Genomic DNA, 22,762 nt, shown 5'->3' with positions numbered 1-22,762 from the left:
CTCTTGTACGGCGTCGGCGACGCGGCGGAACGGCCGCACCCGCCCGTAACGGCACGAACCGAAGAAGGCCGGCATGTACACGAACCTCCTGCGCCCGGCGGTCGTCGCGGCCGTCGCCGCGCCCCTGCTCCTGCTCGGCTCCGGCACCTCGAACGCCGGCCCCGCCGCCGCGACCCCGGACCCGATTCGCCCCGTCGTCCTGATCGGCCAGAAGACCGACCTGCTGGGCGCGCTGCTGGCGTGCGCACCCGCGGGGATCCTCCCGGTCTTCGGCCCGAACATCATCTTCCCGATCTGCGTGGCGTGACCGCCGCACCGCCACCGCACGCGGCCCGGACCGGCGTTGTCCCGGGCCGTGGCCACGGCCGCACTCGTCGCGGCCTCTCGCTCGCGGTTCGGGTGGCGGCCGCGGTCCCACACGCGAGTGCGCCGTTCGACCGGCGGTGAGTCGAACCGACGGACGTTGCGGCACAACCGGTTCCGGTGCACCCGAACGTGGCGGGCGACGACGGCCTCGCGGACGCGGTACTCGCCTGCGTCGGCGGTCGATAACGTGGGGACATGATCCCCCGCCCACCGGCCCGCCGATGACGATCCCCGGTCCCGAATCCCTCGCCACCCGGGCCTGTCTGCCGATGACCGACGGCGAACGCGTCCGGCTCCTGCTCGACATCGTCGGGTTGGCGCAGACGCGGGTCGGGCCCGACGAGATCCGCGATCTCGCCGGGCCCGCACTCGCCGAACACGGCATCGCCCTGACTCCTGCCGTCGCCGACGGCTGGAACCTGGCACTCGAGATCCTCACCCGCACCCTCGAGGCCCGACTCCCGCACTGACACCGAGGTTGCCCGCGCCCGGCTGCCCTCCCCGGTCGACGCCACGCTGCCCGGCACACGACTCGGGATCAACGATCACGACTCGAGACGCCACCGATGATCAACGCCACGATCTCGTGGGCGAGATTCGTGATCTCCCGCGGGGCCTGCCCCTCGATCGGGCGGTACCAGGCGTCGACGGCGTTGAGGCTGCTCAGCAGCGTGCGCGTCGCCAGACCCGGATCGGCCTCACGGAGGGATCCGTCACGCATGCCGTCGACGACGACCCGATGGAACAGCCGCTCGTACTCGTGGCGGAGGTCGTTCAGTTCGAGGAGGGCCTCCCGCTGCCGGGTCGTGGTCGAGGTCGACGACTGGTCCCGGACGCCCTGCTGCACCACATGGTGGTAGCCGAAATCGGTCATCAGAATCTCCACGTGCGCCACCGACATCGCATCGAGCCGGGCGCGGCCGGTGCCCGGCCCGTCCACCTTCGGCCGCACCACGGCATCGAGCCGGCGCATCCCGTGCTCGTAGACCGCGAGGAAGATGTCGAGTTTCGAGCGGAAGTGGTAGTAGATCAGCCCCTTCGTGGCGCCCACGTCGTGGGCGATGTCGTCGATCGTCGTGTTCGCGAAACCGGCGCGGGCGAACGCGTCCGCCGCGGCATCGAGGATGCGGAGCGCGACGTCGGACCGGACGGCGCCGTTGTCGTTCACACCAGCCTGCTCTCGGGTGATCCTGCCGGGACAGTTCTCATAATACTGCGTAGTATCCTAGGTCAGACCGTGTTTCGGCAGAGCCGCGCCCGTCGGCGACTCGGCGCCGAATCCGACCCGTCAAGGAGAAGGTGGCCTCATGTCCGTGCTCGACAAGTTCCGTCTCGACGACCGGGTCGTCATCGTCACCGGCGCGTCCTCCGGGCTGGGTGTCGCGTTCGCGCAGGCGTGCGCCGAGGCGGGCGCCGACGTCGTGCTCGCGGCCCGGCGTACCGAGAAGCTCGAGGACACCGCGAACCTGGTGCGCTCGAGCGGTCGGCGCGCCCTGACCGTCGCCACCGACGTCACCTCGCCCGAGCAGTGCCAGGCGATGGTCGACGCCGCGATGGCCGAGTTCGGCCGCGTCGACGTCCTGGTCAACAACGCGGGCATCGGCACGGCCGTCCCGGCGACGCGTGAGACGCCCGAGCAGTTCCGATCGGTGATCGACATCAACCTGAACGGGTCGTACTGGTGCGCGCAGGCGTGCGGCCGGGTGATGCAGCCGGGCAGCTCGATCGTCAACATCGCGAGCATCCTCGGGTTGACCACCGCGCAGCTGCCGCAGGCCGCGTACAGCGCCAGCAAGGCCGCGGTCGTGGGCCTGACCCGGGACCTGGCCCAGCAGTGGGGCTCCCGCAAGGGCATCCGCGTCAACGCGATCGCGCCCGGCTTCTTCGAGTCGGAGATGACCGACAGCTACCAGGACGGCTACCTCGAGAGCCAGGCGTCGCGCATCGCGCTCGGCCGCACCGGCGATCCGGCCGAACTCGCCGCCAGCCTGGTCTGGCTCGCCTCCGACGCCGCCGGCTACGTGACCGGGCAGACGATCGCCGTCGACGGCGGATTCACGATCACCTAGGACCTGCCCGGAACCGTCGCCGCCCGAGGGGAGAACCGATGCCCGGCAACGAGATTCGAATCAGCCGTCGGGTCGAGGCGGCACCGGAGCGGGTGTGGGCGGTGCTGACGGACATCGACGGCGCCGACCAGACCCTCTCCGGCGTCACCGGGGTGGAACGGGTGTCCGGCGAGGGGTATCGGGTCGGCACCCGGTGGCGGGAGACGCGGCGGATGTTCGACAAGGAGGCGACCGAGGAGATGTGGGTCGCGGAGGTCGATCCGCCGCACCGCACCGTGGTCAAGGCGCATTCCGCCGGAACCGACTACACGACGACGTTCGACCTCTCCCCGGCCGGCGACGGCACCGAGCTGACCATGACGTTCTCGGCCACCGTCGGGAGCTCGACCCTGCACCGTCTGCTCGCGGCGACCCTGGGCCGGCTCGCGATGAAGGCGACCGCGAGGGCGATGTCCACCGACCTGCAGGACATCGCGACCCGGGTCGAACGGGCCTGATCGCGCCGGCGGTCACGCGCCGATCGCGTCCCGCCTCGAAGCATCGCCCACACCCGCCCGGCCGGCGGTGCCACGACTGACCGCGGGCGACGGCGGACTCGACGTGCCCGGTGTCGATGGCCCGTCGCCGGCTACCGCACCCCGAACGCCTCCGGGCGAGCGAGAGCGCCTCCCGCAGCCCGTCGATCCGGTACAGGGTTCGGCCGCTGCCCTCGGCCCGACCCACCCCAGTGACGGACACGGCCGCGCGGGGAGCCGGATCCCGATCCTCCTGCCGCCCACCACGGGTCGGCCGTCGCGGTGCCGGCGCCGACCTCCGCCGCGTCGGCGGGCTCACGGTCACACCGCTCCACCACGGCATGCCGGCCGGTGCCGGACGCGCGCCGAGCGCGATGCATCCGACCCGTTGCCGATCCCACAGTGCGAGATGTTCGGACACTCGTCCAGCAAATACCGTCAAACCAACTAAACGGTCTGTCCGATTCGCTAGATTGCATGCCGAGCACGATCGGATTCGTGCCGGAACCGGCGAATCCTCATCCTTCGCACACGACGCTGGTCCGATCCTTGGGGAGGTCAATGATGAGCGCGGAAACACAGATGGTCGAGAGCAATGCCTAGGCCGGGGCCGGTTCGACCGCTGGTCGGCGTGAAGATGGATGCGAATCAGATCCAGTCGTACGACCAGCAGGCCGCCGTCGAGGGGTTGCTGATGAAATCCGGCAAGCCGAACCGGTCCGAGCTGATCCGGATCAAGCTCGCGTTCGCGGACGAGCACATGCCGGCCGGCTGGCGGCCCTGACGCTCGGTCACACCGACACCGTCGACAGCTGCCACGCCCCGTCACCGATCAGTTCGAGTTGGCGGGTGTGGTGCTGGTCGACGGTGCTGCGGTGGCTGACGCTGAACAGCATGCACTCGGGTACCTCGGTGCGGATCAGGTCGTACAGCGAGTACTCCAGCCCCTCGTCGACCGCGGACGTCGCCTCGTCGAGGAACACGAGCGCCGGCCGCAGCAGCAGGATGCGCGCGAACGCGATTCGCTGCTGCTCGCCCGGGGACAGGATCTTGGCCCAGTCCTGTTCCTCGTCGAGCCGGTCGGCGATGTTGCCGAGTTGCACCTTCCGCAGCACCGTGCGGATCGTGTCGTCGTCGATGTCGGCGGCGGATCCGGGGTAGGCGACGGCGGTCCGCAGGTCCCCGAGCGGCAGGTAGGGCATCTGCGACAGGAAGAGGGTCTGCTGCCCGGAGGGTCGGCGGATCAGCCCGTCGGTGTACGGCCACATCTGCGCGAGGCTCCGCAGCAGGGTGGTCTTGCCGCTACCGGACGGGCCCTTGACCACGACCGCCTCACCGGGCGTCATCGTCAGGTCGAGGTCGGTGACCAGCGGGGACCCGTCGGGGGTGCGCACGTGCACGCCGTCGATTTCCAGTGCCCCGTCGAGATCCGCGGTCGCGAGCGCCGGCAGTTCGCGGGACACCCGGTTGGCCCGGCCGAGTCCGTCGAGTCGCATCAGGCTGGCGCGGTAGCCGGCGAACGCGTCGTAGGACTCGCGGAAGAACGACAGCGAGTCGTGCACCTGCCGGAACGCCGTCGCGGACTGGGTCATGTCGCCGAGCGTGATCGTGCCTGCGAAGAAGCGCGGCGCCTGGATCAGGAACGCGAACACCTCGGCGATCTGGTTGACCACGAGGTTCCAGCCGTTGAACTTCAGCGTCCGGTAGACGATCCGCCAGTAGTTGCGCAGCACCGCGGCGAATCGGGTGAGCAGTCCGGTGCGCTCGACACCCTCGCCGCGGTAGAACGCGACGTTCTCCGCGCCGTCGCGGACCCGGACCAGCGCATAGCGGAAGTTGGCCGTCAGCTGTTCGTTCCAGAAGTTGAGGCGGATCAGCGGCCGCCCGAGCCAGAACGCGACGATCGTCGAGACCAGCACGTAGGCGAACACCAGAAACACCAGGGCACGCGGGATCTCGGTGCCGAAGACGGTGATCGGTCCGGACAGGTCCCAGAGGATCTTCGTGAACGACACGAGCGAGACCATCGCCCCGACGGCGCCCATCGACAGCGACCGGGAGGTCTGGACGAAGTCGGTGACGTCGGCCTGGATCCGCTGGTCGGGGTTGTCGATCGTGGCGTCGACGAACCGGTCCCGGTAGAAGGCCCGTCCGGCGAGCCAGTCGGTCGTGATGTGGTCGGTGAGCCATTGCCGCCAGCGGATGTCGAACGCCTGGCCGATGTAGAAGTCGAGCAGTGAGCGCGCGACGTGGATGGTCGCGAGGATGGAGAAGATCGCCAGGGAGCGCCAGAACGCGGACTCGGCCGCGTCGAGCGCCGCGCTGTCACCCTGGGCGAAACCCTGTGCGGCCATCTGCAGTGCGGTGTACATCTCGTTGCCCTGGTACGAGAACAGCACCGTCATCCGCACCGCGAACACCGTCATGAACAGCACCACGGCCATCAGCGCGTACACCGGAGCGCTGTCGCGGCCGGTGAAGTAGGCGCCGCTGATTCGCCAGAACTGCCGCCCCCACCGCGTGAAGCGGAGAAGGAGGACGGCGATGATCGCGAAGCAGGTCGCGGAGATGCCGAACGCTTCGAGCGTCCACCGCAAGCTGTTCCAGAGCTCGTTGTTCCAGTCCAGCGAAGAAGATCCGGACATTCGCGACCCCTCCTTCTGCGGTGGGAAGTGCGCGCAGTCTAACCCCCGGCGCGCCGCCGCGCCCGGCGGGCGCTCGGCGCCCGCGTTCAGGCCCGTACCAGGCCGCGGCGCACCGCGAGCGCCCCGGCGACCGCCGCGACTGCAATGGTGACGAGTGCCCCGAGCAGCAGGGCCGGAGCCTCCCCGGGCGCGAACAGGCCGAGCTGGGTTCCGATGGTCGCGGCCGCGACCGGGATGCCGAGTTGGGCGGCGGCGAGCGCCGCCAGCGGCAGCGGCTGCCCGAGCAGGCGCGCGACCGCGTGCACGGCGATGGCGGCGACACCGAGACACAACCCGAGCCCGATGTACGACGGGTGGTCGACGAGCGCCCGCAGGTCGAGGGACGCGCCGAGCCAGACGAAGAACAGCGGGCCGAGGAAACCCTCTGTGACACCGAACAATTGCCGTGCCAGCCGTCTCGGCTCCCCGACCGCCGACAGCGCCAGGCCGAGCGCGAACCCGGCCAGCATCACCGAGACGTGCGTCCAGGTCGCGAGCGCGGCGAGGGCGAACAGCAACGCGAGGTTCACCCGCAGCTCGAGGGCGAAGCCGCGCTGTTCGGAGACCCGGTGGCTCCGCTCCTGCAGCCCGGTTCGCACGAACCACCGGAAGGCCACGTAGACGAGCGCCGCACCGGCGGCGACCGCCACCGCGCCGACCGCGGCGCGGACCGCGTGGCCAGGGTCGATGGCGAGCGGCAGCGCGACGATGCACACGGTGTCGGCGACAGCGACCTGGGCGACGGTCTCGACGACCGGCGCACCGCCGAGTCGCAGCGAATCGATGATCGGCAGCACGAGCGCCGCCGACGACGATGCGACCAGCACGGCGTACAGCCCGGCCTTGCCGGTGTCGAACATGCCGGCGAGCGCGATCCCGACCGGCACGGCGGCAATGCCCACCGCGCCCGCCCGCACGAGTCCACGTCGCAGCGCGGGCCGGATCGACGCGTCCCGCATCGGGACGTGGGTGCCTGCCACGAACATCACCAGGGCGAAACCGATGTCCGCGAGAAACACGAAGACCGGGTCGCCGGGGTCGAGGAGCCGAAATCCGCTGACGCCCACCACCGCACCGGCCGCGAGCTCACCGAGCACGACCGGGATGTTCCACCGCCTGCGGACCGCGAGCAGGGGTCCGCTCAGGCCGAGCACCGCGACGAGCGCAAGGGTGCCGAATCCCATCAGCGCACCCCCTCGCGTCGTTCGACCGCGCCGTCTCGGCGCCCGGCGTCAGCCCCGTTTCGGGAAGTGCCGGATCATGCCTTCCTGGACGACGGTCGCGAGCAGCTCGCCGTCGCGGGAGAAGAACCGCCCGGTCGCCAGGCCGCGGGATCCGGCCGCGACCGGCGATTCGGTGGCGTACAGGGCCCACTCGTCGAACCGGAACGGACGGTGCAACCACATCGAGTGGTTGACGGTGGCCGCCACGATCCGGTCCAGGCCCCAGGCCAATCCGTGCGTGGTGATGATCGAGTCCAGCACCGTGGTGTCGGAGCCGTATCCCATCGCCGCGGCGTGCAGCAGCGGATCGTCGGGCAGGGGCCCGTCGGTGCGCATCCACACCCGGTTGTGGCCGAGCTTCTCCCCCGTGCCCTTGAGGATCCAGGACGGGTCGTTGGCGTAGCGCATGTCGATCGGGCGCAGCGCACCGGCGAAGTGCGGCAGCGTGTCCTCGTACCCGACGAGCCGTTCCCCGAGCGACGGCAGCGTCTCCGGGGCAGGCACGTCCGGCAGTGGTGCCGCGTGCTCGAGCCCGCGGCCGGCGTCCTGGAACGCGATCAGCGCGACGCACAGCTCACGCCCGTCCTGCAGCGCCGTGACCTGACGGTTGGCCAGCGCCCGGCCGTCGCGGAACCGTTGCACCCGGTACTCGATCGGGGCCTTGACGTCGCCACCCCGGATGAAGTGCACGTTGATCGCGTGCAGCGGCCGGTCGCCGTCGACGGTGCGCCCGGCCGCGATCATCGACTGCGCGACGAGTTGCCCGCCGAAGGTGCGGCTGCCGAGGTGCCTGCCCGTGGGGTGGCTGCCGACGAAGGTGTCGTCGTCGATCCGCTCCAGGTCGAGCAGGTCCAGCAGCGTCCGAAGATCCTGCGCCCGTTCGTCTGCGCGTCGCGTCATGACGTCACTGCCGGCACCCGCATCGTTCACCTGTGGTCCTCTTCCCCGATCCGGTGGACGTGGATCAGATTGGTGGAGCCTACGGTGCCGGGCGGGGATCCGGCGACGATAACGACGAGATCGCCCTTGTTGTACCGGCCAAGGGACAGCAACGCGGTGTCGACCTGGCCGATCATGATGTCGGTGGTCGAGACCGGCGGCACGAGGAACGTCTCGGTGCCCCAGGTCAGCGCGAGCTGGCTGCGCACCTCCGGCAGCGGCGTGAACGCCAGCAGCGGCAGCGGGGTGTGCAGCCGGGCGAGACGGCGCACCGTGTCACCGGACTGGGTGAAGGCGACCAGCGCCTTCGCGTCGAGCCGCTCGCCGATGTCGCGGGCCGCGTACGAGATGACGCCGCGCTTGGTCCGGGGCACGTGCGTCAGCGGCGGCACCCGCGTCGATTCGGATTCGACGGCCTCGACGATGCGGGACATCGTCTGCACGGTCTCGATCGGGTACTTGCCGACCGACGTCTCGCCGGACAGCATCACGGCGTCGGCGCCGTCGAGGACGGCGTTGGCGACGTCGGACGCCTCGGCGCGGGTGGGCCGCGAGTTCTCGATCATCGAGTCGAGCATCTGGGTCGCGACGATCACGGGCTTCGCGTTCTCGCGCGCGATCTGGATGGCGCGCTTCTGCACCAGCGGCACCTGCTCGAGCGGCAACTCGACACCGAGGTCGCCGCGGGCGACCATCACCGCGTCGAACGCCAGCACCACGGCCTCGAGATTGTCGATGGCCTCGGGCTTCTCGAGCTTGGCGATCACCGGGACCCGCCGGCCGACCCGGTCCATCACCGCGTGCACGAGTTCGACGTCCGCGGGCGAGCGCACGAACGACAGCGCGATGAAGTCGACACCGAGCCGCAGCGCGAACTCGAGGTCCTCGATGTCCTTCTCGGACAGGGCGGGCACCGACACGTTCATCCCGGGCAGGGACACGCCCTTGTTGTTGCTGACCGGTCCACCCTCGGTGACGCGGCAGACGACGTCGTTTCCGTCGACCTCGATCACCTCGAGCCCGACCTTGCCGTCGTCGACGAGCAGGCGGTCGCCGGCCTTGGCGTCCTGGGCCAGTTCCTTGTAGGTGGTCGAGACGCGGTCGTGCGTTCCCTCGCACTCGTCGACGGTGATCCGGACCTCCTCACCGTTGTCCCAGACGGTGCGGCCGGTGGCGAACCGGCCGAGCCGGATCTTCGGGCCCTGCAGGTCGGCGAGGACACCGACGGCCTTGCCGGTCAGGTCGGAGGCGTCGCGCACGAGGCGGTAGTTCTGTTCGTGGTCGGCGTGCTCGCCGTGGCTGAAGTTGAGCCGCGCAACGTCCATCCCGCTCTCGACGAGGTCGCGAATCCGCTCCGCGGTCGCTGTCGCCGGGCCCAGGGTGCACACAATCTTTGTCCGTCGAGTCACGACGACGAGCCTAGTCGGTGAACCGATTCAGATCTATTCGCACCCCCGTGAACACAATGAACTCAGCGACCGTTAACCGACTCGTCATCTCGCGGGTCAGAGAACCTCCAGCGGAAGAGCGGCCGGATGCACGGGGGACGGCAGATCCGAATGCCCGGTGAGGAATACGTCGACGGCGTGTGCAGCCGAGCGCCCCTCGGCGATCGCCCAGACAACGAGCGACGCGCCCCGGTGCGCGTCGCCGCACACGAAGACGCCGGGCGCCGACGTCTGCCAGTCCGGTCCGCAGGCGAGCACGCCGCGGCGCGTGAGGTCGAGTCCGAAGTCGTCGAGCAGCACGCTGTGCTCGACCCCTTCGAAGCCGATCGCGAGAAGGGCCAGGTCGCACGGCAGTTCGACCTCCTCACCGATCGGCGTGATGTGCCGGCGGCCCTGCTCGTCGCGGGTGACGCGCACCTCCGCGAGCACCATCGACCGGACGTGGCCCGCCTCGTCGCCCAGAAACCGTTGCACCGCAACCTCGTACCGCCGGACCCCACCTTCTGCGTGGGCCGGCGACGTCCGCAGCACCATCGGCCAGGACGGCCACGGCGACCGCTCGTCGTCCCGCACCACCGGCGCCTCCGCGTGGTAATCGAGCTGGGTGACCGACAGCGCCCCCTGCCGGTGCGCGGTGCCGAGACAGTCGGCGCCCGTGTCGCCGCCGCCGATGATCACGACGTGCTTGCCGTGCGCGGTGACCGGGCTTTCGCCGTCGCCCTCGCACTCCCTGTTCGCGAGCACCAGGTGCTCCATCGCGAGATGGATGCCGTCGAGTTCGCGACCCTGGACGGTGGTGTTGTCGCGGGCCCGCAACGCCCCGACCGCCAGCACGACCGCGTCGTACCGCTGGCGCAGCTGCGACACCGACACGTCCGCACCCACGTTACAGTCGATGACGAAATGTGTGCCCTCGGCGCGCATCTGGTCGATGCGCCGGTCGATCACGACCTTGTCCAGCTTGAACGCCGGGATGCCGTAGCGCAGCAGGCCACCGAGCCGGTCGTCGCGTTCGAACACCGTGACGTCGTGTCCGGCGCGGGTCAGCTGCTGGGCCGCGGCCAGCCCCGCGGGCCCGGACCCGACGACGGCGACGGTGCGACCGGAACTGACCGTCGCCGCCTGCGGAGCGACCGCACGTCCCTCCCAGGCGGCGTCGGCGATCGCCTGCTCGATCCGCTTGATCGTGACACTGCCGCCGGTGTCGTTCTCGGCGATCGACAGCACGCACGCCGCCTCGCACGGTGCCGGGCAGATGCGGCCGGTGACCTCGGGGAAGTTGTTGGTCATGTGGAGCCGGTCGGCGGCCGCCGACCACCGTCCCCGCCGAACCAGGTCGTTCCACTCGGGGATCAGGTTCCCGAGCGGGCAGCCGGCGGAACCCGAGTGACAGAACGGGATTCCGCAGTCCATGCAGCGCGTCGCCTGCTCGGCGACCTCGCGTGCCCGCGCCGCCGGCGACTGCTCGGCGCCCACCTCCCGCCAGTCCCGGACCCGGTCGGCCACCGGACGTTTCGGCGCCTCGACCTTGCGCACGTTCAGGAAGCCATGCGGATCAGCCACGTGCCGCCTCCATGATCGCGGTGTCGACGTCGCGCCCCTCGGCCCGCGCGAGCCGGGTCGCGTCGAGCACCCGCCGGTAGTCGACCGGCAGCACCTTGGTGAACAGTCCGCAGCGCCGTGGCCAGTCGGCCAGCACCGACGCCGCGACCGGGGAGCCGGTCCGGTCCCGGTGCCGGGAGACCGCGGCCCGCAACCACTCCAGGTCGTCGGGGTCGAGCGGCTCGAGGGTGACCATCGCCCGGTTCACCCGGGTCGGGTCGAGATCGAGCACGTACGCAATGCCCCCGGACATCCCGGCCGCGAGATTGCGGCCGGTCGGTCCGAGGATGACGACCCGGCCCCCGGTCATGTATTCACAGGCGTGGTCGCCGACACCCTCGACGACCGCGGTCGCGCCGGAGTTGCGGACCGAGAACCGCTCGCCCACCTGGCCGCGCAGGAACACCTCGCCCGAGGTCGCGCCGTAGAGCACGGTGTTGCCGGCGATCACCTGCTCCTCCGCCTCGAACAACGCGTCGGGTGCCGGCCTCACGACGATCCGGCCCCCGGAAAGCCCCTTGCCCACATAGTCGTTGGCGTCCCCGATCATCTCCAGGGTGATGCCCGGCGGCAGGAATGCGCCGAGCGACTGCCCGGCGGAGCCGGTCAGCTCCACGACGATCGTGTCGTCGGGCAACCCGACTGCGCCGTAGCGGCGAGTCACCTCGGCGCCGAGCAGGGTGCCGACGGTGCGGTTGACGTTGCGCACCGGCAGCTCGAGCCGCACCGGGTGCGCATCCTCGAGCGCCCCCTCGGCGAGCTGAATCAGACTCCGGTCCAACGCCCCCGCCAGACCGTGGTCCTGGTCGCGGACGCGGCGGCGCTGCGGCAGCCGTTGCCCGTCGGATCCGGTGGGGACAGCGAAGATCGGGGTCAGGTCCAGTCCCCGGTTCTTCCAGTGCGCCACTCCCTCCGCCGTCTCGAGCAGGTCGGCGCGCCCGACCGCCTCGTCCAGGCTGCGCAGACCGAGACGGGCCAGGTGCTCGCGCACCTCCTCGGCGACGAACCGGAAGTACTCCTCGACGAACTCGGGTTTGCCCGTGTAGCGGGCCCGCAGCACCGGGTTCTGGGTCGCGACCCCGACCGGGCAGGTGTCGAGGTGACAGACCCGCATCATGATGCAGCCGACGACGACGAGCGGCGCGGTGGAGAAGCCGAACTCCTCGCCACCGAGCAGGGCTGCCACCATCACGTCCCGCCCGGTTCGCATGCCGCCGTCGCACTGGACGGTGATCCGATCCCGAAGGCCGTTGAGCACCAACGTCTGCTGCGCGTCGGCCAGTCCGATCTCCCACGGCGCCCCGGCATGTTTGAGCGACGTCAGCGGCGACGCGCCGGTACCGCCGTCGTGACCGGAGATGAGCACCACGTCGGCGTGCGCCTTCGACACTCCGGCCGCCACCGTCCCGACCCCGACGGAACTGACGAGCTTGACGTGCACCCGTGCGTTCTCGTTGGCGTTCTTCAGATCGTGGATCAGCTGCGCGAGATCCTCGATGGAGTAGATGTCGTGGTGCGGCGGTGGTGAGATCAGCCCGACCCCGGGGGTCGAGTGCCGGGTCGTCGCCACCCACGGGTAGACCTTGAACGCGGGAAGCTGGCCGCCCTCGCCGGGCTTGGCGCCCTGCGCCATCTTGATCTGGATGTCGCTGGCGTTGATCAGGTAGTCGCTGGTGACGCCGAACCTGCCGCTGGCCACCTGCTTGACCGCGCTGCGCCGGCCCGGGTCGTGCAGCCGATCGGCGTTCTCGCCGCCCTCCCCCGAGTTCGACCGCCCACCAAGGTTGTTCATCGCGACGGCCATCGTCTCGTGCGCCTCGGCGGAGATCGACCCGTAGCTCATCGCGCCGGTGTTGAAGCGGGTGACGATCGCGCTCACCGGCTCCACCTCGTCGAGCGGGACCGGAGGCAGCAGCCCCTCCCGGAACCGGAACAGGCCACGCAGCGTGCCGCCGCGGGCGGCGAGCGCGTTGACCTCCTCGCTGTACCGGTCGAACACCTCCCGGCGCCCGGTGCGGGTGGCGTGCTGGAGCAGGAACACCGTTTCCGGGGTGAACAGGTGCAGTTCGCCGTCCCGCCGGAACTGGTACTCGCCGCCGACGTCGAGGCGCCGATAGGCGCGGTCCGTCGGGTTCGGCGGGTACGCCAGCCGGTGCCGGGCGCGGACCTCCTCGGCGAGGGTGTCGAGCCCGACGCCGCCGAGGGTCGAGACGGTGCCCCGGAAGTACTCGTGGACCAGGTCGCGGTCCAGGCCGATCGCCTCGAAAACCTGTGCTGCCGTGTACGATCCGACGGTGGAGATGCCCATCTTCGACATCACCTTGAGCACGCCCTTGCCGAGCGCGTACAGGTAGTTGCGCACCGCGACCGCCGGTTCGAGACCGGTCAACTCCCCCTCGCCGACGAGGTCCTCGATCGTCTCCATGGCCAGGTACGGATTCACGGCGGCCGCACCGAACCCGATCAGCAACGCCACGTGGTGCACCTCGCGGGCGTCGCCGGACTCGACGACGAGCGCGACCTTGGTCCGTTCCTTCGTCCGGATCAGGTGGTGGTGGACCGCGGACACCGCGAGCAGCGACGGAATCGGGGCCCGCAGGTGATCGGAGTCGCGATCGGAGATGATCAGGGTCCGGTATCCGGCGGCGATCGCGGCGCCGGCCCGGGCCCGCAGGTCCTCGATCGCCTCGGCCATCCCGACGCCGCCGCGGTCCACGTCGTACAGCGCGTGCAGGACGGTGGCGGCCAGACCGGGATGGTCGCCGTCGTCGTCGATGTGGACGATCTTGCTCAGGGCGTGGTTGTCGAGCACCGGCCACGGCAGCACGATCTGCCTGCAGGACGCGGCGGTCGGGTGCAGCAGATTCTGCTCGGGCCCCATCACCCGGGTCAGCGACGTGACGACCTCCTCCCTGATCGCGTCCAGCGGCGGGTTGGTGACCTGCGCGAACAATTCGACGAAGTAGTCGTAGAGCAGCCGGGGACGCTGCGACATCACCGCGACCGGCGTGTCGGTTCCCATCGAGCCGAGCGGTTCGCCGCCGCTGGCGGCCATCGGGGCGAGCAGGATCCGCAGGTCCTCCTCGGTGTACCCGAACGCGACCTGGCGCCGCACCACCGATGCGTGCGGGTGCACCGTGGGGGGCCGGTCCGGCAACTCGTCGAGGCTCAGCAACCCCGCGTACAGCCACTCCGCGTAGGGTTGCGCGGCGCCGAGCGCCGATTTCACCTCGTCGTCGGGGACGATCCGCCCGGCGGCGGTGTCCACGAGGAACATCCGGCCCGGCTCGAGCCGGCCCTTCGCCAACACCCGCGACTGCTCGATGTCGAGCACCCCGGCCTCGCTGGCCAGCACGACCCGGCCGTCCGCGGTCTGCCACCACCGACCCGGCCGCAGCCCGTTGCGGTCGAGAACCGCGCCGACCCGGACGCCGTCGGTGAACGTCACACAGGCCGGCCCGTCCCACGGCTCCATCAGCGAGGCGTGGAAACGGTAGAAGTCGCGGCGCTCCGGCGCCATCGCGAGGTCGTTCTCCCACGCCTCGGGGATCATCATCATCACCGCGTGCTCGACACTGCGGCCGCCGAGGTGCAGCAGTTCGAGCACCTCGTCGAACGATGCCGAGTCGGAAGCGTCGGGCGTGCAGATCGGGTACAACCGCTGCAGCTCACCGGGAATCAGGTCGCTGGCCAGCATCGCCTCCCGGGACCGCATCCGGTTCCGGTTGCCGCGGACCGTGTTGATCTCGCCGTTGTGCGCGACGTAGCGGAACGGATGCGCGAGCGGCCACGACGGGAACGTGTTCGTCGAGAATCGGCTGTGCACGATCGCGATCGCGCTGCGGCACCGCTCGTCCCGCAGGTCGGGGAAGAACGCGGGCAGCTGGGTCGTGGTCAGCATCCCCTTGTAGACCATCGTCCGCGCGGACAGCGACGGGAAGTACACCCCGAGCCCGTCGTCGGTGACCTGTTCGGCCCGCTTGCGCAGCGGGTAGACCAGGCGGTCGAGGTGGAGGCCGGCCGGCCGGCGGCCGTCGGGCCCCGCCGGTCCGGCGACGAACAGCTGGCTCATGTGCGGCATGCACTCGCGGGCACCGGCGCCGACGTCGGCGCCGTCCGGGTCGACGGGCACCTCCCGCCAGCCGAGCACCTCGAGGTGCTCCTCGGCCGCGATCGCCTCGATCCGTGCGACCGCCGCGGCCCGCACGGCCGCATCCCGCGGCAGGAAACAGATTCCGGCGGCGAACGCGTTCCCGGTGGGATCCGACTCCGGCAGGTCGACACCCGCGACCGCGGTCAGCAGTTCGACCGGCAGCTGCATCAGGATCCCGGCGCCGTCACCGCTGTTCGGTTCCGACCCCGCCGCACCGCGATGCTCGAGGTTCGCGAGCGCGAGCAGCCCGTCGGCGACGATGTCGTGGGAACGGCGGCCGTGGATGTCCGCGACCATCGCAACCCCACAGGAGTCGGATTCCGTCGCGGGGTCGTAGAGCCCCTGCGGCTCCGGTATCTGGGAGAAGAGCACCTGACACCTCCACACGGGGCGGTCAGCACATGAGCCGGAAGGCACATGGGCCGGAGGCATCCGGTGTGGCGCGCGTGGGCAGCAGGTTCCGAGCGTCACACTCGGGTGCGCCCAGTTTAACAGCGGGACCCCGGCGAACCGTCACCAGTTTTCGGGGCCGGAATCAGCTGCGGAGCACCCGCCCCTGGCCGTCGCGCACGGTGCCGCCGAGGATCATGATTCCGTCCACGACGGTCCACAGCCAGATCCCGATCACGAACGGGATGCCGATCAGCACCATCGACAGCGCGATCGCGACGAACATGCCGAGCAATTGCACGAGCCCGATCGCAATGCTGCCGATGTAGAGGCGGCCGACGCCGCAGACCGACAGGAACGGCAGCAGGATCTGCAACAGGCCGGCCGCGACCTTCGACTTGTCGGACATCGGCTGCCCGGTCAGGGGATCCCGGCCGAACGGCGCGGTCGGGTCGACCGCGGCGTAGCCGTAGCCGGGTGCGCCGTACGGCGGCTGCTGCGGGGCCGGAAACCCCGGCGGCGACGGATACCCGATCGGCGGCGTCGGGTATCCGGGCGGCGTCCCGGGCTGGGGCGGGACCGTCGGCGGTGGCATTCCCGGCCCGCTGCCGGGCGGCCCGTAGACCGGTCCGCTCGGCTGCGGGTACCCGCCGGGCGCGGGGTACTCGGTGGTCGGGTATCCGGCCAGAAAGTCCGACGTCGGGTACGCGGTCGTCGGCTGATCCGCCGTGGGGTACACCGTCGTCGGATCGTCCGCGGTGGGGTACGCCGCGGTCGGATCGTCCGCGGTGGGGTACGCCGCGGTCGGATCGTCCGCGGTGGGGTACGCCGTCGTCGCGTCGTCCGCGGTGGGGTGCGCCGCGGTCGGATCGTCGGGGCCGGTGCCCGGGGTGCCGGTCTCCTTGCGCGGTTCGCCGTTGCCGGTCGGTCCGGTCACGTGCCGTTCCCCTCGGTGGTGGTGCCCTGTGCCTGCGTGGTCGGGGCGCTCGTCTCCGGGTCCCCGGCCGGGGTGTCGTCCGATCCCCCGTCCGGCGTCGGGTGCGCGGCGAGGTACTCCTCGCGGGCCTTCCCGATGCGCAGTTCGGCGGGTGTTTCCCGGCCCTTCTTCGCGAGCAGGAAGTACGCGACCGCACCGACGAACACGATCGCCGAGGTGAACGAGTTGATCCGGATGCCTGCGATGTGGGTGGCATGGTCGTCACGCATCAGCTCGACGAAGAACCGGCCCAGGCAGTAGCCGGCGACGTACAGCGCGAACAGCCGGCCGTGGCCGATGCGGAACCGCCGGTCCACCCACACGAGCAGCAGCACGATCAGCACGTTCCAGACCAGTTCGTACAGGAACGTCGGGTGCACGACCTTCTCGACGACACCGTTGGAGGTGCCGGTCAGCTGGTCGAGGCGTCCCGCGGAGTTGACCCGCTGATAGATCTCGAGCCCCCACGGGACCGTGGTCTCACGCCCGTAGAGCTCCTGGTTGAACCAGTTTCCGAGCCGGCCGATCGCCTGCGCCAGCAGGATCGCGGGTGCGATCGCGTCGCCGAGGGCCGCCACCGACACGCCGCGCTGACGGCAGCCGATCCACGCACCGACACCGCCGAGCAGGACCGCGCCCCAGATTCCGAGACCGCCCTGCCAGATCTTCAGCGCGTCCCCGGGGTTCCCGCCTGCACCGAAGTACGTCGTCCAGTCGGTGGCGATGTGATAGAGCCGGCCACCGACCAGGCCGAACGGCACCGCCCAGATCGCGACGTCGAGGACGGTGCCCTTCTCGCCTCCGCGCGCCACCCACCGGCGGTCACCCCAGATCACCGCGACGACGATGCCGGCGATGATGAAGAGGGCGTAGGCGCGCAGCGGCACCGGGCCGATGTTCCACACGCCCTGCGGTGGGCTCGGGATGTAGGCGAGAACGTCGGTCACGACGCCACGGTAGCCGAGCGGACGCCTGCGGCGAGTTCCGCGGTCAGGGCCCGCACCGCGTCCGGGCCCTCGGCGGCCGCGGTGACCAGGGCGGAACCGACGATGACCGCGTCCGCGTAGGCCGCGATCTCCGCGGCCTGCGCGCCGGACCGGACACCGAGTCCGACGCCGACCGGGATGTCGGAATGCTCGCGCACCCGCGCCACCAGCTCCGGAGCCATGTTGGAGACCGCGTCCCGGGCGCCGGTGACACCCATCGTCGACGTCGCGTACACGAAGCCACGGCACGCGTCGACGGTCGCCGCGAGACGTTCGTTCGTCGAGCTCGGCGCGACCAGGAAGGTCCGGTCCAGGCCGTACTCGTCCGACGCCGCGATCCAGTCGCCGGCCTCGTCCGGGATCAGGTCCGGGGTGATGATGCCGAGGCCACCCGCGGCGGCGAGGTCGCGCGCGAAGTTGTCGACGCCGTACTTGAGAACGAGGTTCCAGTACGTCATCACGACCGCCTTGCCGCCGGCCTTGGTGATCGCCTCGACGACGGTGAACACGTCGCGGACCCGGACTCCGGCGGCGAGGGCGGTGTCCGCGGCGGCCTGGATCGTCGGCCCGTCCATCACCGGGTCGCTGTACGGGATGCCGACCTCGATCAGGTCACAGCCGGCGTCGACGAGGGCCTCGAACGCCTCGATCGAACGCGGCAGGTCCGGGAATCCGGCGGGCAGGTAGCCGACCAGCGCAGCCCGGTTCTCGGCCCGGCACTGCGCGAAGAGCTCCCCGAGCTTGGACGGTGCGGCGCTCACTTGTGTGCCCCTTCGGTGTCGGCGTTGTCGGTGTCGGCGACGGCGGTGCCGTCCGTGGTGTCCGGCAGCAGCCCGAACCACTTGGCGGCGGTGTCGACGTCCTTGTCGCCGCGACCGGAGATGTTGACGAGCACGATCGCGCCCTCACCCAGTTCCTTGCCGAGCTTCAGGGCGCCGGCGACCGCGTGCGCGGACTCGATCGCGGGGATGATGCCCTCGGTGCGGCACAGCAGCGCGAACGCGTCCATCGCCTCGGCGTCGGTGATCGGCCGGTAGTCGGCGCGCCCGGCGTCCTTGAGGTACGAGTGCTCGGGCCCGACCCCCGGGTAGTCGAGGCCCGCGGAGATCGAATGCGACTCGACGGTCTGGCCGTCCTCGTCCTGCAGCAGGTACGAGTACGCGCCGTGCAGTGCGCCCGGCGTGCCGCCCGTGATCGTCGCGGCGTGCCTGCCGGTCTCGACGCCGTCACCGGCGGCCTCGAATCCGACGAGCCGGACCGCCGGGTCGTCGATGAACGCGTGGAAGATGCCGATCGCGTTGGACCCGCCACCGACGCAGGCGGCGACCGCGTCGGGCAGCCGGCCGGTCAGCGCGTGCACCTGCGCGCGGGCCTCGAGGCCGATGATGCGCTGGAAGTCGCGGACCATCATCGGGAACGGATGCGGGCCCGCGGCCGTGCCGAAGCAGTAGTAGGTGTTGTCCGCGTTGGTGACCCAGTCCCGCAACGCTTCGTTGATCGCGTCCTTGAGGGTGCGCGAGCCGGTCTTCGCGGCGATCACCTCGCCGCCGAGCAACCGCATCCGCGCGACGTTGAGGGCCTGCCGCTCGGTGTCCACCTCGCCCATGTAGACGACGCACTCGAGGCCGAGCAGCGCGCAGGCGGTCGCGGTCGCGACACCGTGCTGGCCGGCGCCGGTCTCGGCGATGACGCGCGTCTTGCCCATCCGCTTGGCGAGCAGCACCTGGCCGAGCACGTTGTTGATCTTGTGCGATCCGGTGTGGTTGAGGTCCTCGCGCTTGAGCAGCAGCCGGGCGCCGCCGGCGTGTTCGGACAGCCGGGCCGCCTCGTACACCGGGGACGGGCGTCCGGTGTAGTCACGCTGCAGCCGGTCGAGTTCGGCGAGGAACGCCGGGTCCACGCGAGCCTTGTCGTACTCGGCGGTGACCTCCTCGATCACCGCCATCAACGCCTCGGGAACGTACCGCCCGCCGTACACGCCGAAATGCCCACCGGCATCGGGTTCGTGGGCGCTGCGCGCGGTGACGCCGTCGCTCATGCGGGGCAGTCCGCGACCCTTGGCGGAAAGTACGGAATCGTCTGCAGTCACCCGTTCAGTCTGCCTCAGATGGTGACGTCGACCGCACTCCGGGTCTGACGTCACCGGCGGCACCCCCGGTCGGCTCGCCGACGTGTCAGCGAGACGGCTTCGGGCAGGACGGGTGCGTGCCCGCGGCGACGAGATCCTTGACGGCGGTGCGCGGGTCGCCGCTGGTGACCAAGCCCTCCCCGACGAGTACCGCGTCGGCGCCTGCGCCGGCGTACGCGAGCAGGTCAGCGGGGCCTCGCACGCCGGACTCGGCGATCTTGACGACGTTGCTCGGCAGGCCGGGCGCGATCCGCGCGAAGGTGTCGCGGTCGACCTCGAGGGTCTTGAGGTTGCGGGCGTTGATGCCGATGACACTGGCGCCGGCCTCGAGCGCGCGGTCCGCCTCCTCCTCGGTGTGCACCTCGACGAGGGCGGTCATGCCGAGAGACTCGGTGCGATCCAGGAGCAGGGTGAGGGTGTTCTGGTCGAGCGCCGCGACGATCAGCAGGATCACGTCCGCACCGTGCGCGCGGGCCTCGTGGATCTGGTACGGCCCGACGATGAAGTCCTTGCGCAGGATCGGGATACGCACCGCCTTGCGGACGGCATCGAGGTCGGCCAACGACCCCTTGAAACGGCGCTCCTCGGTGAGGACGCTGATCACCCGCGCGCCACCCTCCTCGTACGCGCGGGCCAACGCGGCGGGGTCGGTGATCGTGGACAGCTCACCCTTGGACGGGCTGGCGCGCTTGACCTCCGCGATCACCCCGATACCGTCGGCGCGGAGCGCGGCGGCGGCGTTCAGGGCCGACGGGGCCGCGGCGGCGGCAGCCTTGACCGCGGCGAGGTCGAGCACGGACTCGCGGGCGGCGACGTCGGCGCGCACCCCGTCGAGAATCGAATCGAGAACGCTCATCGTGTCCCGAGTCCTTTCTGGGCTGTCGCCAATTGTGAGAAACGTCATCCGTTCGGCCAAGCCTAGAGCCCGGCCGAGTCTTGACTAACGGCGGGTGTCCGTGCCCGTGGTCGGCCCTGGTCCGTCCTGGTCGCCGGGCTCGTCGTCGGTGGGATCGTCGCCGGCGTCCAGCGCATCCCACAGCACCCGCTGGCTCGACGGGCCGCTCGACTCGGTACGGCGGGTCGCCTCCTCCCGCCGCGCCGCGGGCGCCGCGTACTTCGACGACAGCCCGGTGCTGACCGACGCCTTGCGCAGCAACGCGACCGCCGCGGCGAGCGCCACGACTCCGCCGCCGATCACCAGCAACGCCGGCGCGGTCAGCACATCGGTTCCGGTGACGTCGGCGCGTCCGGGCAGCTCGGCGAGCCGGCCCGCGCGGTCGGTGTCGACGTCGGTCACCAGCAACTGCGCCGCCGGGACGATCGCCGCGACCGCGACCAGTGCCACCAGCAGCGCCACCACCCGCAACGCCCACCCGCGCACCGCGAACGACGCGGCGATCGCGGCGAGCAGCACCAGCGCCAGCGGCGTCGTCGCGGCCGCCCACGTGCCGCCGATCAGGTCGGTGGTGCGGGCCTCGCCGAGTCCGTCGAACGAGTCCACCCGCACCCAGGTCATCCGCGACGACGCCCACAGGCACAGCGCGGCGACCGCGAGCAACAGCGCCGGCAACGCGGCGGTCAGACCCGACCGTCGCCTGGGCGCCGCGGCGGCGGGGTCAGTCATCGCCGCCGCCCAGGGTGCGCAGGGTGCCGGCGGAGGCGATCGCACTGAGCACCGCCATCGCCTTGTTGCGGGCCTCGGTGTCCTCGTAGACGGGGTCGGAGTCGGCGACCACCCCGGCGCCGGCCTGCACGTACGCGGTCCCGTCCTTGACGAGGGCGGAGCGGATCGCGATCGCGGTGTCGGCGTCGCCGGCGAAGTCGAGGTAGCCGACGATGCCGCCGTAGATGCCGCGGCGGGTGGGTTCGAGCTCGTCGATCAGCTCCATCGCCCGCACCTTCGGCGCCCCCGAGAGGGTGCCGGCCGGGAAGCAGGCGGTGACGGCGTCGAGGGCGTGCTTGCCGTCGGCGAGCCGGCCGGTGACCGTGGACACCAGGTGCATCACGTGGCTGTAACGCTCGACGTGCCGGTAGTCGTGCACCGTGACGGTGCCCGGTTCGCACACCCGGCCGAGGTCGTTGCGGCCGAGGTCGACGAGCATCAGGTGCTCGGAGTTCTCCTTCTCGTCGGCGATCAGATCCTTCTCCAGCAGCACGTCCTCCTCCTCGGTGGCGCCGCGCCAGCGGGTGCCCGCGATCGGGTGCGTGGTCGCGGTGCCCTCCTTGACGGTCACCAGCGACTCGGGGCTGGACCCGACGATCGCGAACGCGGTGCCGCCGGCGCCGTCCGGGACGTTGACCAGGTACATGTACGGGCTGGGGTTGGACGCGCGCAGCATCCGGTAGATGTCGACGGGCGCGGCCTCGGTGTCCATCTCGAAACGCTGCGAGAGCACCACCTGGAACGCCTCGCCGGCCTCGATCTCGGAGATCAATCGGCGCACGTCGGTGCCGAACTCCTCGGTGGTGCGCTGCCGTCGGAATTCCGGGGCGACCTTGGTGAACGTGGAGACGGTCGACGCGGCGGGGGCGCTCAGCGCCCGGGTCATCGCGTCGAGCCGCGCGACGGCGTCGTCGTAGGCCTCGTCGACGCGCTCGTCGCTGCCGTCCCAGTTCACGGCGTTCGCGATCAACGTGATCGCACCCTCGTGGTGGTCCACGGCGGCGAGGTCGGTCGCCAGCAGCATCACCATCTCCGGGATGTGGAGGTCGTCGACGGCGTGGCTCGGCAGCCGTTCGAGCCGACGCACCACGTCGTATCCCATGAAGCCGACCATGCCGCCGGTCAGCGGCGGCAGGTCCGGCAGGCGTTCGCTGCGCAGCAGTTCCAGGGTCTGCCCGAGGGCGGCGATCGGGTCGCCGCCCGACGGCGCACCCGCGGGCACGTTGCCGTACCACGCGGCTTCGCCGTCGACGACGGTCAGCGCGGCGGGGCTGCCTGCGCCGATGAACGACCACCGCGACCACGAGCGGCCGTTCTCCGCGGACTCGAGCAGGAAGGTGCCGGGTCGGCCGGCGGCGAGCTTGCGGTACGCGGACAGTGGAGTTTCCGCGTCCGCCAACACCTTTCGGGTGACCGGGACGACCCGGTGTTCGGCCGCCAGCGCACGGAACTGCGCGCGGGTGGTGGTGGCTGCGGCCGTCTCGACGGCTGCGGAGGTCACGGTGGTGGACTCGCCGGGCATGCGCCCATCATCCCAGGAGCGGAGCCCGCGTAGCGACCAGGGTGCACAGGAGCGGAGCCCGCGCAGCGACCCGGAGTGGACCGTGCCCCCACGACCGG

19 protein-coding genes are annotated in these 22,762 nt (G+C 70.9%); 5 read left to right on the top strand and 14 right to left on the bottom strand.

All coding sequences use genetic code 11. From position 1 onward, the window contains the following. Nucleotides 1–73: 73 nt before the first annotated feature. Nucleotides 74–307, top strand: coding sequence for a hypothetical protein (locus ABD951_RS14205; RefSeq protein ID WP_345345829.1), 234 nt, complete (start codon nt 74–76; stop codon nt 305–307). Between the two features lie 280 nt (nt 308–587). Continuing rightward, entirely contained in the window at nt 588–836 is a 249-nt protein-coding gene (locus tag ABD951_RS14200) for a hypothetical protein (RefSeq protein ID WP_345345827.1), read from the top strand. 68 nt (nt 837–904) lie between these two features. Here ABD951_RS14200 and ABD951_RS14195 read toward each other — a convergent pair whose 3' ends face one another. Then, nucleotides 905–1,534: a TetR-type transcription factor C-terminal domain-containing protein gene (locus ABD951_RS14195; RefSeq protein ID WP_345345825.1), complete on the bottom strand. Its 630-nt coding sequence runs from the start codon at nt 1,532–1,534 to the stop codon at nt 905–907. Nucleotides 1,535–1,673: 139 nt separating this feature from the next. Between ABD951_RS14195 and ABD951_RS14190 the strand changes: the two genes are divergently transcribed. The 3 genes from ABD951_RS14190 to ABD951_RS14180 all read left to right on the top strand — a co-directional run bounded on the left by ABD951_RS14190 (nt 1,674) and on the right by ABD951_RS14180 (nt 3,734). Continuing rightward, the gene (locus ABD951_RS14190; protein ID WP_345345823.1) at nt 1,674–2,435 is read left to right on the top strand and encodes an SDR family NAD(P)-dependent oxidoreductase; all 762 of its coding nucleotides are present in this window, start codon (nt 1,674–1,676) and stop codon (nt 2,433–2,435) included. Nucleotides 2,436–2,473: 38 nt separating this feature from the next. Further along, a complete protein-coding gene (locus tag ABD951_RS14185) occupies nt 2,474–2,932 on the top strand; it encodes an SRPBCC family protein (RefSeq protein ID WP_345345822.1) in 459 nt (152 codons plus the stop codon). A gap of 613 nt (nt 2,933–3,545) precedes the next feature. Next, nucleotides 3,546–3,734, top strand: a complete 189-nt coding sequence (locus tag ABD951_RS14180; protein WP_345345821.1) for a hypothetical protein — start codon at nt 3,546–3,548, stop codon at nt 3,732–3,734. A 7-nt stretch (nt 3,735–3,741) separates the two neighbouring features. Here ABD951_RS14180 and ABD951_RS14175 read toward each other — a convergent pair whose 3' ends face one another. The 13 genes from ABD951_RS14175 to ABD951_RS14115 all read right to left on the bottom strand — a co-directional run bounded on the left by ABD951_RS14175 (nt 3,742) and on the right by ABD951_RS14115 (nt 22,664). Continuing rightward, complete coding sequence (locus ABD951_RS14175) at nt 3,742–5,595, bottom strand: ABC transporter ATP-binding protein/permease (protein ID WP_345345819.1); 1,854 nt, start codon at nt 5,593–5,595, stop codon at nt 3,742–3,744. An 86-nt stretch (nt 5,596–5,681) separates the two neighbouring features. Next, nucleotides 5,682–6,818, bottom strand: a complete 1,137-nt coding sequence (locus tag ABD951_RS14170; protein WP_345345817.1) for a cation:proton antiporter — start codon at nt 6,816–6,818, stop codon at nt 5,682–5,684. Nucleotides 6,819–6,866: 48 nt separating this feature from the next. Continuing rightward, complete coding sequence (locus ABD951_RS14165; RefSeq protein WP_345345815.1) at nt 6,867–7,757, bottom strand: acyl-CoA thioesterase II; 891 nt, start codon at nt 7,755–7,757, stop codon at nt 6,867–6,869. A gap of 26 nt (nt 7,758–7,783) precedes the next feature. After that, a complete protein-coding gene (gene pyk, locus ABD951_RS14160; protein WP_345345813.1) occupies nt 7,784–9,205 on the bottom strand; it encodes a pyruvate kinase in 1,422 nt (473 codons plus the stop codon). A gap of 96 nt (nt 9,206–9,301) precedes the next feature. Continuing rightward, nucleotides 9,302–10,807: a glutamate synthase subunit beta gene (locus ABD951_RS14155; RefSeq protein ID WP_345345811.1), complete on the bottom strand. Its 1,506-nt coding sequence runs from the start codon at nt 10,805–10,807 to the stop codon at nt 9,302–9,304. Continuing rightward, a complete protein-coding gene (gene gltB / locus ABD951_RS14150) occupies nt 10,800–15,371 on the bottom strand; it encodes a glutamate synthase large subunit (RefSeq protein WP_345345809.1) in 4,572 nt (1,523 codons plus the stop codon). Before gltB ends, ABD951_RS14155 begins: the two co-directional genes overlap by 8 nt. Nucleotides 15,372–15,534: 163 nt before the next feature. Next, complete coding sequence (locus ABD951_RS14145; RefSeq protein WP_345345807.1) at nt 15,535–16,326, bottom strand: TM2 domain-containing protein; 792 nt, start codon at nt 16,324–16,326, stop codon at nt 15,535–15,537. After that, nucleotides 16,323–17,312 (bottom strand): prolipoprotein diacylglyceryl transferase, encoded by a 990-nt coding sequence (gene lgt / locus ABD951_RS14140; protein WP_345345805.1) that lies wholly within the window; start codon nt 17,310–17,312, stop codon nt 16,323–16,325. Before lgt ends, ABD951_RS14145 begins: the two co-directional genes overlap by 4 nt. Next, a complete protein-coding gene (gene trpA / locus ABD951_RS14135) occupies nt 17,309–18,112 on the bottom strand; it encodes a tryptophan synthase subunit alpha (protein WP_345345803.1) in 804 nt (267 codons plus the stop codon). The genes lgt and trpA overlap by 4 nt, the downstream gene beginning before the upstream one ends. After that, a complete protein-coding gene (gene trpB / locus ABD951_RS14130) occupies nt 18,109–19,389 on the bottom strand; it encodes a tryptophan synthase subunit beta (protein WP_345345968.1) in 1,281 nt (426 codons plus the stop codon). Before trpB ends, trpA begins: the two co-directional genes overlap by 4 nt. Nucleotides 19,390–19,525: 136 nt before the next feature. Further along, the gene (trpC, locus tag ABD951_RS14125; RefSeq protein ID WP_345345801.1) at nt 19,526–20,335 is read right to left on the bottom strand and encodes an indole-3-glycerol phosphate synthase TrpC; all 810 of its coding nucleotides are present in this window, start codon (nt 20,333–20,335) and stop codon (nt 19,526–19,528) included. Nucleotides 20,336–20,419: 84 nt separating this feature from the next. Then, a complete protein-coding gene (locus ABD951_RS14120) occupies nt 20,420–21,103 on the bottom strand; it encodes a TIGR02234 family membrane protein (RefSeq protein ID WP_345345799.1) in 684 nt (227 codons plus the stop codon). Then, nucleotides 21,096–22,664: an anthranilate synthase component I gene (locus ABD951_RS14115; RefSeq protein WP_345345797.1), complete on the bottom strand. Its 1,569-nt coding sequence runs from the start codon at nt 22,662–22,664 to the stop codon at nt 21,096–21,098. The genes ABD951_RS14120 and ABD951_RS14115 overlap by 8 nt, the downstream gene beginning before the upstream one ends. Between the last annotated feature and the right edge of the window lie 98 nt (nt 22,665–22,762).

This window comes from Rhodococcus olei (assembly GCF_039540555.1).
In the GTDB taxonomy this organism is placed as follows: Bacteria; Actinomycetota; Actinomycetes; order Mycobacteriales; family Mycobacteriaceae; genus Rhodococcus_G; species Rhodococcus_G olei.
This window is presented reverse-complemented; position numbering and strand designations above follow the sequence as displayed.